This is a genomic window from Variovorax sp. Varisp46 (assembly GCF_059491885.1).
In genome coordinates this window covers 4,661,451-4,676,549 of sequence record NZ_CP168515.1, presented here as the reverse complement: position 1 = coordinate 4,676,549, position 15,099 = coordinate 4,661,451, and the positions used below count along the sequence as shown (strand labels likewise).

Annotated in this window: 12 protein-coding genes; all 12 read left to right on the top strand. The window is 68.0% G+C overall.

From position 1 onward, the window contains the following. Window positions 1-85: 85 nt before the first annotated feature. Complete coding sequence (gene atpD, locus ACEN9N_RS22075; protein ID WP_007830203.1) at window positions 86-1,486, top strand: F0F1 ATP synthase subunit beta; 1,401 nt, start codon at window positions 86-88, stop codon at window positions 1,484-1,486. Window positions 1,487-1,498: 12 nt separating this feature from the next. Then, window positions 1,499-1,918 carry a F0F1 ATP synthase subunit epsilon gene (locus tag ACEN9N_RS22070; protein WP_007830205.1) on the top strand — a complete coding sequence of 140 codons (420 nt, stop codon included), beginning with the start codon at window positions 1,499-1,501 and terminating at the stop codon, window positions 1,916-1,918. Between the two features lie 225 nt (window positions 1,919-2,143). Continuing rightward, the gene (locus ACEN9N_RS22065) at window positions 2,144-3,313 is read left to right on the top strand and encodes an ROK family protein (protein ID WP_478179224.1); all 1,170 of its coding nucleotides are present in this window, start codon (window positions 2,144-2,146) and stop codon (window positions 3,311-3,313) included. Then, complete coding sequence (locus ACEN9N_RS22060; RefSeq protein WP_495654530.1) at window positions 3,310-4,848, top strand: sugar ABC transporter ATP-binding protein; 1,539 nt, start codon at window positions 3,310-3,312, stop codon at window positions 4,846-4,848. Before ACEN9N_RS22065 ends, ACEN9N_RS22060 begins: the two co-directional genes overlap by 4 nt. Beyond that, window positions 4,811-5,842 carry an ABC transporter permease gene (locus ACEN9N_RS22055; RefSeq protein WP_007830211.1) on the top strand — a complete coding sequence of 344 codons (1,032 nt, stop codon included), beginning with the start codon at window positions 4,811-4,813 and terminating at the stop codon, window positions 5,840-5,842. Before ACEN9N_RS22060 ends, ACEN9N_RS22055 begins: the two co-directional genes overlap by 38 nt. Before the next feature lie 61 nt (window positions 5,843-5,903). Then, on the top strand, window positions 5,904-6,866 hold the full coding sequence (locus ACEN9N_RS22050; RefSeq protein WP_056589335.1) for a substrate-binding domain-containing protein: 963 nt from the start codon (window positions 5,904-5,906) through the stop codon (window positions 6,864-6,866). Window positions 6,867-6,975: 109 nt separating this feature from the next. Further along, a complete protein-coding gene (locus ACEN9N_RS22045) occupies window positions 6,976-8,139 on the top strand; it encodes a Gfo/Idh/MocA family protein (RefSeq protein ID WP_495654529.1) in 1,164 nt (387 codons plus the stop codon). Between the two features lie 25 nt (window positions 8,140-8,164). Beyond that, window positions 8,165-8,869 carry a phosphatase PAP2 family protein gene (locus ACEN9N_RS22040; RefSeq protein WP_495654528.1) on the top strand — a complete coding sequence of 235 codons (705 nt, stop codon included), beginning with the start codon at window positions 8,165-8,167 and terminating at the stop codon, window positions 8,867-8,869. 77 nt (window positions 8,870-8,946) lie between these two features. Next, the gene (locus tag ACEN9N_RS22035; RefSeq protein WP_007830215.1) at window positions 8,947-9,474 is read left to right on the top strand and encodes a DUF3617 domain-containing protein; all 528 of its coding nucleotides are present in this window, start codon (window positions 8,947-8,949) and stop codon (window positions 9,472-9,474) included. Between the two features lie 91 nt (window positions 9,475-9,565). Continuing rightward, window positions 9,566-10,693 (top strand): ligase-associated DNA damage response exonuclease, encoded by a 1,128-nt coding sequence (locus ACEN9N_RS22030; RefSeq protein ID WP_495654527.1) that lies wholly within the window; start codon window positions 9,566-9,568, stop codon window positions 10,691-10,693. Then, window positions 10,690-12,345, top strand: coding sequence for an ATP-dependent DNA ligase (locus ACEN9N_RS22025; RefSeq protein ID WP_495654526.1), 1,656 nt, complete (start codon window positions 10,690-10,692; stop codon window positions 12,343-12,345). Before ACEN9N_RS22030 ends, ACEN9N_RS22025 begins: the two co-directional genes overlap by 4 nt. Continuing rightward, complete coding sequence (locus ACEN9N_RS22020) at window positions 12,342-15,095, top strand: ligase-associated DNA damage response DEXH box helicase (protein ID WP_495654525.1); 2,754 nt, start codon at window positions 12,342-12,344, stop codon at window positions 15,093-15,095. Before ACEN9N_RS22025 ends, ACEN9N_RS22020 begins: the two co-directional genes overlap by 4 nt. Window positions 15,096-15,099: the final 4 nt, after the last annotated feature.

Sequence of the window (15,099 nt, the reverse complement as noted above, 5' to 3'; positions counted from 1 at the left end):
TTGCAAAAGCGGCCCGTTTCGGCACCAGGACGCTTCTGCAAGAACCTGTCGCAAATTTATTGAGATCCATCCAGAAGGAAACGCCATGGCTGAAGGAAAAATTGTCCAATGTATCGGCGCCGTGGTCGACGTGGAGTTCCCGCGTGACCAGATGCCCAAGGTGTACGACGCCTTGAAATTCGAAGGCAGCGCGCTGACTCTCGAAGTCCAGCAGCAGCTCGGCGACGGCGTGGTGCGCACGATTGCGCTGGGCTCGTCCGACGGCCTGCGCCGCGGCATCATCGTGAAGAACACCGGCGCACCCATCACGGTGCCCGTGGGCAAGGCCACGCTCGGCCGCATCATGGACGTGCTGGGCGCGCCCATCGACGAACGCGGCCCGGTCGGCCAGGAGCTCACCGCTTCGATCCATCGCAAGGCTCCCGCGTACGACGAACTGTCGCCTTCGCAAGACCTGCTGGAAACCGGCATCAAGGTGATCGACCTGGTGTGCCCGTTCGCCAAGGGCGGCAAGGTGGGCCTGTTCGGCGGCGCCGGCGTGGGCAAGACCGTGAACATGATGGAACTCATCAACAACATCGCCAAGGCTCACTCGGGTCTGTCGGTGTTCGCCGGTGTGGGTGAACGTACCCGCGAAGGCAACGACTTCTATCACGAGATGGCCGACTCCGGCGTGGTGAACCTCGAGAAGCTCGAAGACTCGAAGGTCGCCATGGTCTACGGCCAGATGAACGAACCCCCGGGCAACCGTCTGCGCGTGGCGCTGACCGGCCTGACCATTGCCGAGTCGTTCCGCGACGAAGGCCGCGACGTGCTGTTCTTCGTGGACAACATCTACCGCTACACGCTGGCCGGTACCGAAGTGTCGGCTCTGCTGGGCCGCATGCCTTCCGCCGTGGGCTACCAGCCGACGCTGGCCGAGGAAATGGGCCGCCTGCAGGAGCGGATCACGTCGACCAAGGTCGGCTCGATCACCTCGATCCAGGCCGTGTACGTCCCTGCCGACGACTTGACCGACCCGTCGCCCGCAACGACCTTCGCCCACCTGGACTCCACCGTGGTGCTGTCGCGCGACATCGCTTCGCTCGGTATCTACCCCGCCGTGGACCCGCTGGACTCGACCTCGCGCCAGCTCGACCCGAACGTGGTCGGCGAAGAGCACTACAACGTGGCCCGCGCCGTGCAAGGCACGCTGCAGCGCTACAAGGAACTGCGCGACATCATCGCCATCCTGGGCATGGACGAACTGGCTCCCGACGACAAGCTCGCCGTGGCCCGCGCCCGCAAGATCCAGCGTTTCCTGTCGCAGCCGTTCCACGTGGCCGAAGTGTTCACGGGCTCGCCTGGCAAGTACGTGCCGCTGGCCGAAACCATCCGTGGTTTCAAGATGATCGTGAACGGCGAAGCCGACCACCTGCCGGAACAAGCGTTCTACATGGTGGGCAGCATCGACGAGGCGTTCGAAAAGGCCAAGAAGGTCGCTTAAGAAGGAATCACCATGGCAGGCACCATTCATGTGGACGTGGTCAGCGCGGAAGAGTCGATCTTCTCGGGCGAAGCCAAGTTCGTCGCGCTGCCCGGTGAAGCCGGTGAGCTCGGCATCTACCCGCGCCACACCCCGCTGATCACGCGCATCCGCCCCGGCGCCGTGCGCATCGAAACGGCCGACGGCGGCGAGGAGTTCGTCTTCGTGGCCGGCGGCATTCTCGAAGTGCAGCCGAATGCCGTCACCGTGCTGTCCGACACCGCGATCCGCGGCAAGGACCTCGACGACGAAAAGGCCAATGTGGCCAAGGCCGCAGCCGAGGAAGCACTGAAGAATGCGAAGAGCGACATCGACATCGCGATGGCGCAATCGGAGCTGGCCGTGATGGCCGCCCAGATCGCTGCGCTGCGCAAGTACCGCCAGAAAAAGTAATCGGCCTTCCCGATTGCTCGGTCAAGAAGCCGCCCTCGGGGCGGCTTTTTGCTTTTGAAGCTCGTATCGCCCGCCTCGCTTCGATCTGAATTTGGTCGAAGTTCAGCCTTGTCCGGCTAAAGGCCTCCGCCTAGTATTCGCCTTCGCCCCAACCAGGGCGCGGCGAAGACAAGAACACCGGAGACAAGACGCGTGGCACGTTGGAGTGGCATCACTGCGGACGAGATGCGGCTGCTGGAAACGACCTTCTGGTCGGCCGGCGGTTCGCGCCATGCCATGGCCGAACAGCTCGGTTTTTCCAAGAGCAAGGCCAACGGGCTGATCGCCGGCCTCGTCGACCAGGGCCTGCTTGCCGAAGCCGGCCTGCAGCGCTCCTCGGGCGGGCGCCGCGCCGAGAATCTCCAGCTGAATGCCGGGCTCGGCGTGCTCGTCGGCATCGACATCGGCGCCACCAGTCTCGATGTGGCCGTGCTGCGGCCCGACCTCACTGTGCTCGCGCAGCACGACGAACCAGCCGACGTGCGCGAAGGCCCGGCCGTGGTGCTGGCGCGCGTGCGCACGCTCATGCGCGAACTGCTGGCCCGCTGCAATGTGGGCGCCAGGGACGTGCTCGGCATCGGCATTGGCGTGCCCGGCCCCGTGAACTTCGAGATCGGACAGCTCGTGAACCCGCCACTGATGCCGGCGTGGGACAGCTTCTCGATCCGCGACTACCTGCGCGAGGACTACGCGGCGCCTGTCTTCGTCGACAACGACGTGAACCTGATGGCGCTCGGCGAACTCTGGCGCCTCAAGCGTTCGCTGAGCAACTTCCTCGTCATCAAGATCGGCACCGGCATCGGCTGCGGCATCGTGTGCCACGGCGAGGTGTACCGCGGCGCCGCCGGTTCGGCCGGCGACGTGGGCCACATCTGCGTCGACCAGGAAGGCCCGCGCTGCCACTGCGGCAACCTCGGCTGTGTCGAGGCCATGGCCGCCGGCCCCGCGATCACGCGCATGGCGATGCAGGCGGCCGAAGCCGGCGAAAGCGCGGCGCTCGCCGAGTGCCTGCGCGTGCACGGCCGTATCGACGCGATCGATGTGGGCCAGGCCAGCCGCGGCGGCGATACGGCGGCCAACGCCATCATCCAGCGCGCAGGCAGCCTGATCGGGCAGATGCTTGCGTCGGTCGTCAACTTCTTCAACCCGTCGCACGTGTTCATCGGCGGCGGCATCACGCGCATCGGCCCGCTGTTCCTCGCGGCCGTGCGGCAGAGCGTGTACCAGCGCTCGCTGGCACTCTCCACGCGGCATCTCGAGATCCAGTACACCCCGCTCGGCACGCAGGGCGGCCTCGTCGGCGCGGGTGTGCTCGCGATGCACGAGACGCTGAAGGTCCGAGGAGTGGCGCCATGACGGCGGCAGGCACCGGCAAGGGCAGCGTGGCCGTCGAGTTCGACGGCGTGGTGAAGGCCTTTGGCCCCGTGCAGGTCTTGCACGGCGTGAGCTTCGCGCTCGCGCCCGGCCGCGTGTATGGGCTGCTCGGCGAGAACGGCGCGGGCAAGTCGACGCTGATGAAGATCCTCGCGGGCTATGAATCGTTGAGCGGCGGCACGCTGCGCATCAACGGCCAGCCGCAGCAGTTCGGGAGTTCGCGCGACGCCGAGGCGCTGGGCATCGTGCTCATCCACCAGGAGTTCAACCTCGCGGAAGACTTGAGCGTGGCGCAGAACATCTTCCTGGGCCATGAAAAGAAGAAGGGCTGGCTGCTCGATGACGCATCGATGGAGCGCGACGCCGCCACGGCACTCGCCGCGGTCGGGCTGAAGATCGACCCGCGCACCAAGGTCCGTCGCCTCATCGTCGCCGAGAAGCAGCTCGTCGAGATCGCCAAGGCCATCGCCCGCCGCGCGCGCCTGCTCGTCATGGACGAGCCCACCGCGACGTTGACGCCGGGCGAAACCGAGCGCCTGTTCAAGCTCATCGCCCAACTGCGTGCCGACGGCGTGACCATCGTCTACATCTCGCACAAGCTCGACGAAGTGGAGCAGGTCACCGACGAAGTGATCGTCATGCGCGATGGCCGCTTCGTCGCGCGCGCGCCCACGGCCGAGGTCACGCGCCAGCAGATGGCCAACCTCATGGTGGGCCGCGAACTGGCCGACCTCTACCCGCCGCGCGACGTGGTCGTGGCGGCCGATGCACCCGCCATGCGCGTGCGCAACTTCAGCGTGTCCGGCTGGGCGCAGGATGCGAGTTTCGAGGTGCGCCCCGGCGAGATCCTTGGCTTTGCGGGCCTCGTCGGCGCGGGCCGCACTGAACTCTTCGAAGGGCTGCTCGGCCTGCGCCCCGCGAGCGGCAGCGTCGAGATGCTCGGAAAGCCGGTGCCCGGCGGCAAGGGCTGGCGCAACCCGCGCGATGCCGCGAGGCACGGCCTCACGTACCTCAGCGAAGACCGCAAGGGCAAGGGCCTGCACGTCAACTTCGGCCTGCGTCAGAACCTCACGCTGATGGCGCTCGAGCGCTATGCACAGCCATGGCTCAGGCCCGAGGCCGAACGCGGCGCGCTGGCCGAGGCGGTGAAGGACTACGGCATCCGCACCGGCTCGCTCGACGTCAGGGCCTCGTCGCTGTCGGGCGGAAACCAGCAGAAGCTCGCGCTCGCCAAGGTGCTGCAACCTCGCCCCAAGGTGGTGGTGCTCGACGAGCCCACGCGCGGCGTCGACGTGGGCGCCAAGCGCGACATCTATTTCCTGATCCAGCGACTCGCCCGCGAAGGGCTCGCGGTGATCGTCGTTTCGTCGGAGCTGATGGAGCTGATCGGCCTGTGCCACCGCGTCGCGGTGATGCGCGCGGGCCGGCTCGTCACCACGCTCGATGCAGGCCATCTGACCGAAGAGGAGCTCATCGCTCATGCCACCGGAACCGCAAACTCCCCCGCAGTCGCTTGAGGCCGCGCAGCAGCAGCACCGCAGCGAGGCGGCGCCGCGCTGGACGCAGCGCCTGCACGGGCTCGGTCCGGTCATCGGACTCGCGCTGCTGTGCATTGCCGGCACGCTGCTGAACGGCGACTTCGCCACGCTCGACAACGCGATGAACGTGCTCACGCGCACCGCCTTCATCGGCATCATCGCGGTGGGCATGTGCTTCGTGATCATCTCGGGCGGCATCGACCTGTCGGTGGGCTCGATGGCCGCGCTCATCGCGGGCAGCGTGATCATGTTCATCAACTGGGCCGGCCCGGCGTCGGGCTCGCCGCTGTTGGCGGTGGTGATGGGCGCGGTGCTGGCGGTGGTGCTCGGCGCGGTGTTCGGCCTTGCGCACGGCCTGCTGATCACCAAGGGGCGCATCGAGCCCTTCATCGTGACGCTGGGCACGCTCGGCATCTTCCGTGCCTACCTCACGTACTTCGCCGACGGCGGCGCGCTCACGCTCGACAACGAGCTGTCGGACCTCTATGCGCCCGTGTACTACGCGAGCCTTGCGGGCATCCCGGTGCCGGTGTGGGTGTTCGTGATCGTCGCGATCATCGGCGGCGTGATCCTGAATCGCACGGCCTATGGACGCTACGTGCAGGCCATCGGCTCCAACGAGCAGGTGGCGCGCTATGCGGCCGTGGACGTCGACCGCGTGAAGATCCTGACCTACGTGCTGCTCGGCGTGTGCGTGGGCATCGCCACCCTGTTGTACGTGCCGCGCCTGGGCTCGGCATCGCCGACCACCGGCCTGCTGTGGGAACTCGAGGCCATCGCGGCCGTGATCGTCGGCGGCACCGCGCTCAAGGGCGGCGCGGGCAGCATCACCGGCACCGTGGTGGGCGCGATCCTGCTCTCGGTCATCAGCAACATCCTGAACCTCACCAGCATCATCAGCGTGTACCTGAATGCGGCGGTGCAGGGCTTCGTGATCATCATCGTGGCCTTCCTGCAGCGCGGCCGCCGGTAGACCGTTTCTCGTTGTTCCCGTTCGTACGTTCGTTCCATCCACCAAAGAGGAGACATCCAGCATGACGACTTTCACCCGACGCATCGCACTCACGGCAGTTGCCGCTGCTGCATTCGCCAGCCTGCCCGCGCTCGCCGCGGAGAAGGTCAACCTCGGCGTTTCGATTCCCGCGGCCACGCACAGCTTCATGGGCGGCATCAACTACTGGGCCAACCAGGCGAAGAAGGACCTCGAGAAGGAACACAAGGACCTGAAGATCACGATCAAGACTGCGGCGAACGCGCCCGAGCAGGCCAACCAGCTGCAGGATCTTTCGACGGTCACCAAGATCAACGCGCTGGTCGTGTTCCCGTTTGAATCGGCCGCACTGACGAAACCGGTCGCGCAGGTCAAGGCCAAGGGAGCGTACGTCACCGTGGTCGATCGCGGCCTGACCGACACCAGCGCGCAGGATGCGTACGTGGCGGGCGACAACACCGCCTTCGGCAAGATCCCGGCCGAGTACATCGTCAAGCAGCTCGGCGGCAAGGGCAACGTGGTGGCGCTGCGCGGCATCGCGACCACGCTGGACAACGAGCGCATGGACGCCTTCAACGCCGTGCTCAAGGGCAGCCCCGACATCAAGCTGCTCGACGCCAAGTACGCCAACTGGAACCGCGACGACGCCTTCAAGGTCACGCAGGACTACCTGACGCGCTTCAAGAACATCGACGCCATCTGGGCGGCCGACGACGACATGGCCGTGGGCGTGCTCAAGGCCATCGAGCAGGCCAAGCGCGACGACATCAAGATCATCTTCGGCGGCGCGGGCGCCAAGGGCATGGTCAAGACCATCATGGACGGCAAGGACAAGCGCATTACCGCCGACGTGAGCTACTCGCCGAAGTTCATCTACGACGCGATCAAGCTGACGGCCGAGGCGCGGCTGAAGGGCGAGAAGCTGCCGGCGACGACGATCATTCCTTCGGTGCTGATCACGAAGGAAAACGCCAAGGACTTCTACCACCCCAACTCGCCGTTCTGAGTTCTCCCCCAGGCTTCGCGCACTTCGTGTCGCTACGCCAACCCCCTTCCGGGGGCAACACCTGCGGCCCGGCGAAGCCGGTTCCGCGGTGTTCCTTGAAGAACACGACATGACCGATACCTCTCTTCGCAAGCTCCGATATGCCATGGTCGGCGGCGGCCGCGACGCCTTCATCGGCGGCGTGCACCGCAAGGCCATGGCGCTCGACGGCCAGATCGAACTCGTGGCCGGCGCGCTGTCGTCGAGCCCGGACAAGGCGCGCGCCTCGGGCCGCGACCTCGGCCTGGCCGACGGCCGCAACCACGGCGACTGGCAGTCGCTGCTGGCCGACGAGCTGAAGCGCCCGCTGGAAGAGCGCATCGACTTCGTGTCGATCGTCACGCCCAATCACGTGCACTTTCCGGTGGCGCAGGCCTTTGCCGAAGCCGGCTTCCATGTGGTGTGCGACAAGCCGCTGGTGCACACGCTCGCGCAGGCCGGGGCGTTGGTCGCCGCCGTGGCGAAGCAGGGCACGGTGTTCGGCGTTACCTACAACTACACGGGCTACCCGATGGTGCGGCAGGCGCGCGAGATGGTGCGCTCGGGCCAGATCGGCGAGGTGCGCAAGGTCGTCGTCGAATACAACCAGGGCTGGCTCGCCAGCCACGTCGAAGGCGGCACCAACAAGCAGGCCGACTGGCGCACCGACCCCGCGAAGAGCGGTGCGGCGGGTGCCATCGGCGACATCGGCTCGCATGCCGAGAACCTCGTCGCCACCGTCACCGGGCTGCAGATCGACAGCTTGTGCGCGGACCTGAGCGCGCTGGTGCCGGGCCGCATGCTCGACGACGACGGCAGCCTGCTGCTGCGCTTCGAGGGCGGTGCGCGCGGCGTGCTGATCGCCTCGCAGATCAACACCGGCCTGGAAAACGACCTGCGCCTGCGCGTCTCCGGCACGCTGGGCACGCTCGAGTGGCGCCAGGAGCAGCCGAGCCAGTTGATGCATCTGCCGCACGACGGACCGAAGCGCGTGTTGACGCGCGGCGCGCCCTGGCTGTGCGAATCCGCGAAGCGCGCGAGCCGGCTGCCGGCGGGGCATCCCGAAGGTTTCATCGAAGCCTTCGCGAATGTCTATGCGGGCGTGGCGGCGGACATCCGCGCGCGGCTGGCGGGTCAGCCGGCCGACCCGCTGGACGCCGACTACCCGCGCGTGGAGGACGGCGCGCGCGGCGTGCGGTTCATCGAGCGCACTGTGGCCTCGGCGAAAAGCGAATTAAAGTGGACGCCCTGGTAGCGCGCTGCGCGCTGCACAGGCCTCCATGACACCTTCCGCCTCCGACGCATCTTCTTCATCGACGGCACAGCAGCCCTGGGTGGCTGCCCTGTGGCGGCGCTGCATCACGCTGTTCCCGTTGAAGCTGGTCGGCAACACGGTCGCCACTCTCGGCTTCTTCCCCCTGTACTTCTGGATCATGAAGCACGCCGGGCAGGCCTGGGTGCTGCCGCTCACGGCCGTCGACCATCTCATCGCCTTCTGGCCAGCGCTGCTGCCGGTGTACCTCTCGCTCTGGGGCTACATCGCGCTGCCCGTGCTGCTGGCCAAGGACAAGCGCGAGCTGTCGAGCTTTTCCTTCGGCTGCGCGGCGATGACGGTCTTCGCGCTGCTCGTGTTCTGGTTCGTGCCCACGGCGATTCCCAACTTCGTGGTCGACACCGCGCCGGGCACCTCGCTGCAGTTCCTCAAGATGGTCGACTCGGCGGGCAACGCCTTTCCTTCGCTGCACGTCTCGTTCTCGGTGTTCACCTGCGTCGCGCTGGCGCGGCAGCTGCGCGAAGTGGGGGCGCCGCGCTGGTTGCGCATCGCCAACATGGCCTGGGCCGTCGGCATCGTCTACTCGACGATGGCGGTGCGCCAGCATGTGTTGATCGACGTGCTGGGCGGCCTGGCGCTGGGCGTGGCACTTGGTGTCGCCGCACGGCAGCGCGGCCCGGCGCTCGCACCGGTGCACGCGCGACCGGCGTAGGCCGATTGCGGTATTCCGCCGCGGCGGGGTGCGCGGTACAACCCGGGCATCGTCGTCCACCGGTGCGGGAGCCCGCCATGAAGATTCGTTTGTCCTCCCTCGCAGCCTGCATCGCGGCCGGTGCCGTCGCATGCCCTGCGTTCGCCCTCGACTTTCCCTCGCGCAAACCCGGCCTGTGGGAAATCCAGACCGGGGACGGCACGGGCAAGGGACCCGGCGCCGGCCACACCGTGCAGCAGTGCATCGACGCGGCCAGCGACAAGGCGCTGCGTGACATGGGCCAGGGCATGGGCAAGGACATGTGCTCGAAGCAGGAGCTGCGTTCCGACGGCGGCAAGTTGGTGATGGACTCGGTCTGCAAGATCGGCAACACGGTCGCCACCTCGCATGCGGTGTTGAGCGGCGACTTCGGCACGGCCTACCGCATGGAAAGCAAGTCGACCTACAACCCGCCGCTGATGGGCCGTGCCGAAGGCGCGAGCGTCATGGAGGCCAGGTGGATCGGCCCCTGCAAGGCCGACCAGAAGCCGGGCGACATGGTCATGTCCAACGGCATGAAGATGAACGTGCTCGACATGGCGAAAAACCGGCCGAAGAAGCCGTAGCCCGCTGCACGCCGGGTAGGCGCCGGCCCACAGCGCTTTGCGCCCGCCGTGGCGCGGCGGGAAACCGTCGCTGCGCCTACGATGGCGTGCCATGCCCGCACAGCAGGAAGCAGACCTCCTCGTCGTCGCCCGGCCCGAGGGCCTCTATTGCCCACCCGGCGATTTCTACATCGACCCGTGGCGGCCGGTGGCGCGCGCCGTCATCACGCATGCGCATTCGGACCATGCGCGCGCCGGACACGCACGCTATCTGGCCCACACCGACAGCGCCGGCACGCTGCGTGCGCGCCTTGGCAGCGGCATCGACCTGCAGACGCTGGCCTACGGCGAGGCCATCGAGCACCGTGGCGTACGCGTCTCGCTGCATCCGGCCGGCCATGTGCTGGGCTCGGCGCAGGTGCGGCTCGAACATGGCGCTCGCGTGTGGGTGGCCTCGGGCGACTACAAGACCGAGCCCGACGGCACCTGCCCGCCCTTCGAGCCCGTGCCTTGCGACACCTTCATCACCGAGTCGACCTTCGGCCTGCCGATCTACCGCTGGCCCACGCAGGCCGTGCTGTTCGCGGAGATCGACGCGTGGTGGCGCGCCAATGCGCAGGCCGGGCGCGCATCGGTGCTTTTTTGCTATGCATTCGGCAAGGCGCAGCGCATCCTGCATGGCGTGGATGCGAGCATCGGGCCGATCGTCGTGCACGGGGCGGTGGAGCCGCTCAATGCGGTGTACCGGGCGGCGGGCGTCTCTTTGCCGCCCACCTTGCGTGCGGACGATGAGGGTGTCGACGCCGCGTTGCTGAAGCGTTCGCTGGTGCTCGCTCCGCCATCGGCGCAGGGCTCGCCATGGATGCGCCGCTTCGCCAACTACGCCGATGCGTTCGCCAGCGGGTGGATGCAGCTGCGCGGCACGCGCCGCCGAAGAGGCGTGGACCGCGGCTTCGTGATGTCCGATCATGCCGACTGGCCCGGCCTGCAGCAGGCGATTGCCGGCACCGGCGCAGAGCGCGTGTTCGTCACGCACGGCAGCGTGCAGGTGATGGTGCGGTGGCTCACGGAGAGCGGCCTCGATGCGCAGGGCTTCAAGACCGAGTACGGCGACGAAGACGATCAGGAAACTCCTTCCCCTTCCGGGGGTGGGTCGGGGAGGGGGCTTGCGGCGCTCGATGGAGACGCCGCGAGCCCCCATCCCAACCTTCCCCCAAAAGGGGAAGGAGAAATACCGTGAGAGCGTTTGCCGCGCTCTACCGCGAGCTCGATGCGAGCACGTCTAGCCTCGCCAAGCAGGTCGCGCTGCAGCGGTACCTGCGCGAGGCCGACGCGGCCGATGCCGCATGGGCGGTGTACTTCCTGGCCGGCGGCAAGCCGCGCCAGCTCGTGCCCACCAAGCTGCTGCGCCTGCTTGCACAGGAGGCTGCGGGCCTGCCCGAGTGGCTGTTCGACGAAAGCTACGACGCCGTGGGCGATCTCGCCGAGACCATCGCGCTGCTGTTGCCGCCGCCGAGCGAGGTGCACGACCTCGGTCTCGCGGGTTGGGTCGAGCAGCATCTGCTGCCATTGCGCGAAGCCGCGAAGAAGGCACCCGGGCAGCTCGCCGACCGGCTGCGCGCGCAGTGGCGACAGCTCGCGGTCGAAGAGCGGCTGGTGTACTTCAAGCTCATCACGGGTGCATTTCGCGTGGGCGTGTCGAAGCTGCAGGTGACGCAGGCGCTCGCCGCGGTGGGCGGCATCGATGCCAAGCGTGTCGCGCAGCGGCTCATGGGCTACACGCACATCGGGGCACGGCCCCGGGGCGACGACTACCGCGCGCTCATCGCACCCGAGTCGAGCGCCGAGCAGGTGCAGAAGACCAGCGGCCAGCCGTATCCCTTCTTCCTCGCGCATCCGTTCAACATTCCGCTCGAGCAGTTCGATACCGTGCTGGGGTCGCCGTCCGGCTGGATCGTCGAGTGGAAGTGGGACGGCATTCGCGCGCAGCTCGTGAAGCGCGCAGGCGTCGTCTGGGTGTGGTCGCGCGGCGAAGAGCTGGTGACGGAGCGCTTCCCCGAGCTTGCCGTGCTGGGCGAGGCCTTGCCTGACGGCACGGTGCTCGACGGCGAAATCGCCGTGTGGCGTGAAGGCAAGGTACAGCCCTTCGCCGAGCTGCAGAAGCGCATCGGCCGCAAGACGCTCGGCGCCAAGCTGCTGCGCGACATTCCCGTGGTGCTGCTGGCCTATGACCTCCTCGAATGGGAAGGACGCGACCTGCGTGCGCTGCCGCAGTCGGAGCGCCGCGTGTTGCTCGACGAGCTGATCACGCGGATGCAGCACCCTTCGCTGCTGCCGAGCCCGATGCTCACCGGCACCGGCTGGCCCGATCTCGCAAGGCAGCGCGAGGCCGCGCGCACCATGGGCGTCGAAGGCATGATGCTCAAGCGCCGCGATGCGCAGTACGGCGTGGGCCGCACCAAAGACGTCGGCGTGTGGTGGAAGTGGAAGATCGACCCGCTCAGCGTCGACGCGGTGCTGATCTACGCACAGCGCGGCCACGGCCGGCGCGCAAGCCTCTTCAGTGACTACACCTTTGCCGTGTGGGATGCTCCACCCGAGCAAGCCGACCGCAAGCTCGTGCCTTTCGCCAAGGCCTACTCGGGCCTTACCGACGCCGAGATGGCGCGCGTGGACGCGATCATCCGCAAGACCACGGTGGAGAGCTTCGGGCCGGTGAAGAGCGTGAAGCCGACGCTGGTGTTCGAGCTGGGCTTCGAGGGCATCGCGCGCAGCACGCGGCACAAGAGCGGCATTGCGGTGCGCTTTCCGCGCATGCTGCGCTGGCGGGAGGACAAGCCCGTGGAGGAGGCGGACACCTTGCAGACGCTCGCTGCGTTGCTTCCCTCATGACCGACCCAATGGATCCCGAATTTCTCCCTCCCCCTTTTGGGGAGGGCAGGGGTGGGGGCAAGCGGCGTATCCGGAGCCAGCGGCCTGTCGTCGAAGGCCGCTTGCCCCCATCCCGGCCTTCCCCCGGCAGGGGAAGGAGCAAATCCAAGTCCGTGAAGCCTGCGCTCGACGCGTGGTTCGCCGCACGCGGGTGGAAGCCTTTCAAGTTCCAGCGCGAGGTGTGGAAAGCCATCGGCGAAGGCAGGTCCGGCCTGCTTCACGCGACCACCGGCGCGGGCAAGACCTACGCCGTGTGGCTCGGTGCGTTGCAGGCTTTCTCTCAAGCGCGCAAGGAAACGGCACACCCCGCCGCCCCGCCGCTCACTGTGCTGTGGCTCACCCCGATGCGCGCGCTTGCGGCCGACACGCTGCGTGCCCTGCAGCAGCCCCTCGAAGCCCTCGGCGCCGATGTGCATCCGTGGAGCACCGGCGTGCGCAGCGGCGACACCTCGTCGGCCGAACGCAGCGCGCAGAACCAGCGCCTGCCCAGCGTGCTCGTCACCACGCCTGAAAGCCTGTCGCTGCTGCTCTCGCGCGCCGATGCAAGCGAAGTGCTCGGCCATGTGCGGATGACCGTCGTCGACGAATGGCACGAGCTGCTCGGCAACAAGCGCGGCGTGCAGGTGCAGCTCGCGCTGGCACGGCTCAAGCGCTGGAATCCCGGCCTCGCGATCTGGGGCATGTCGGCCACGCTGGGTAACCTGCACGAGGCGATGCATTCGCTGCTGGGCCATGCGGACGGCGTGCTCGTGCAGGGCCAGGTGCCGAAGAAGCTCGTCATCGATTCGCTGCTGCCCGGCACCGCCGAGCGCTTTCCCTGGGGCGGCCACCTCGGGCTCACGATGCTGCCCCAGGTGATCGCGGAGATTGCCGCGAGCAAGACCGCGCTGGTCTTCACCAACACGCGCTCGCAGTCGGAGATCTGGTACCAGGCCATGCTGGAGGCCAAGCCCGAGTGGGCCGGCCTCATTGCGCTGCACCACGGCTCGCTCGACCGCGAGGTGCGCGAATGGGTCGAGCTGGGCCTCAAGAGCGGCGAGCTGAAGGCCGTGGTCTGCACCTCGAGCCTGGACCTGGGCGTGGACTTCCTGCCGGTCGAGCGCGTGCTGCAGATCGGCTCGCCCAAGGGCGTGGCGCGGCTGCTGCAGCGCGCCGGCCGTTCGGGCCATGCGCCGGGGCGGCCGTCGCGCATCACGCTCGTGCCCACGCACAGCGTCGAGATGGTCGAAGGCTCGGCCGCGCGCGCGGCCATCGCGGCGGGGCATATCGAGGCGCGCCATTCGCCCGACCAGCCGCTCGACGTGCTGGTGCAGCACCTGGTGACGGTGGCGCTGGGCGGTGGCTTCATGCCCGATGACCTGTACGACGAGGTGCGAGGCACGGCCGCGTACCAAGGCCTCTCGCGCGAGAGCTGGCAGTGGTGCCTCGACTTCGTCTCGCAAGGCGGCCCCTCGCTCGCGGCCTACCCGGACTACCGGCGCGCCGTGCCCGATGCCGAGGGCGTGTGGCGCGTGCCCGACGCGCGGCTCGCGCGCCGGCATCGCACGAACATCGGCACCATCGTGAGCGATGCGAGCATGTCGGTGCAGTACCTCGGCGGCTCGAAGATCGGCAGCGTCGAAGAGAGTTTCGTCGCGCGCATGAAGCCCGGCGACTGCTTCCTGTTCGGCGGCCGGCTGCTCGAGCTCGTGCGCATCCACGACATGACCGCCTGGGTGCGGCGCGCGAGCGGCAAGCGGCCCGCGGTGCCGCGCTGGAACGGCGGGCGCATGCCGCTGTCGAACACGCTGGCCGATGCGGTGGTGCAGCAGCTGGCGCTGGCCGGCGAGGGGCGCTACGACTCGCCCGAGCTGCAGTGCGTGCGGCCGCTGCTCGAGATACAGCAGCAGTGGTCGGCGCTGCCGACGCCGCAGACGCTGCTGGCAGAAACGCTGGACACGCGCGAAGGCTCGCACCTGTTCCTCTATCCATTCGCGGGCCGGCATGTGCACCTCGGGCTGGCAAGCCTGCTGGCCTGGCGTGTCGCGCAGCACGAGGCGCGCACCTTTTCCATCGCGGTCAACGACTACGGCTTCGAGCTGCTGAGCGCGACCGGGGTCGATTGGGCCGTGCTGCTGCCGCAGGTGCTGAGGCCGCCGGAAGGCGAAGCGCCCGCGGTGCTGCTGCACGAGGTGCTGGCTTCGCTCAACGCGGGCGAACTCGCGCAGCGGCGCTTCCGCGAGATCGCGCGCGTATCGGGGCTGATCTTCCAGGGCTACCCAGGCGAGAAGCGCAGCAGCAAGCAGCTGCAGGCCTCGTCCTCGCTGTTCTGGGAGGTGTTCCGCAAGTACGACCCCGGCAACAGGCTGCTGCAGCAGGCCGAGCAGGAGCTGCTCGCGCAGGAGCTCGAGATCGGCCGCCTGCGCGCCAGCCTCGCGCGCATGGCCGCGCAGCAGCTCGTGCTGAAGCCGCTCGCGCGGCCGACGCCGTTTTCGTTTCCGCTGATGGTCGAGCTGTTCCGCGAGAAGCTGTCGAACGAGAACGTGGCGGACCGCATCGCCCGCATGGTCGAGCAGCTCGAGAAGGCCGCGGGCGGCGTGGTCACGGCCGGCGGCGTCGAGCGCGTGAAGGGCACGCTGTCCTTCGGCCAGGAGGGGCCGGGCAAGCCGCCTAAGCCCGTGGGGCAGCGGCGCGACCGGCGCAGGCCGTCACGCCCGTTGCCGCCGCTGTGAGCCG

Excerpts from the sequence above, each read along its gene's own strand:
- ACEN9N_RS22040 (WP_495654528.1), top strand. The coding sequence starts at position 8,165 with ATGACACCTTCCGCCTCCGACGCATCTTCTTCATCGACGGCACAGCAG.
- ACEN9N_RS22030 (WP_495654527.1), top strand. The coding sequence starts at position 9,566 with ATGCCCGCACAGCAGGAAGCAGACCTCCTCGTCGTCGCCCGGCCCGAG.
- ACEN9N_RS22070 (WP_007830205.1), top strand. The coding sequence starts at position 1,499 with ATGGCAGGCACCATTCATGTGGACGTGGTCAGCGCGGAAGAGTCGATC.
- ACEN9N_RS22045 (WP_495654529.1), top strand. The coding sequence starts at position 6,976 with ATGACCGATACCTCTCTTCGCAAGCTCCGATATGCCATGGTCGGCGGC.
- ACEN9N_RS22060 (WP_495654530.1), top strand. The coding sequence starts at position 3,310 with ATGACGGCGGCAGGCACCGGCAAGGGCAGCGTGGCCGTCGAGTTCGAC.
- ACEN9N_RS22055 (WP_007830211.1), top strand. The coding sequence starts at position 4,811 with ATGCCACCGGAACCGCAAACTCCCCCGCAGTCGCTTGAGGCCGCGCAG.
- ACEN9N_RS22065 (WP_478179224.1), top strand. The coding sequence starts at position 2,144 with ATGCGGCTGCTGGAAACGACCTTCTGGTCGGCCGGCGGTTCGCGCCAT.
- atpD (WP_007830203.1), top strand. The coding sequence starts at position 86 with ATGGCTGAAGGAAAAATTGTCCAATGTATCGGCGCCGTGGTCGACGTG.
- ACEN9N_RS22050 (WP_056589335.1), top strand. The coding sequence starts at position 5,904 with ATGACGACTTTCACCCGACGCATCGCACTCACGGCAGTTGCCGCTGCT.
- ACEN9N_RS22020 (WP_495654525.1), top strand. The coding sequence starts at position 12,342 with ATGACCGACCCAATGGATCCCGAATTTCTCCCTCCCCCTTTTGGGGAG.
- ACEN9N_RS22035 (WP_007830215.1), top strand. The coding sequence starts at position 8,947 with ATGAAGATTCGTTTGTCCTCCCTCGCAGCCTGCATCGCGGCCGGTGCC.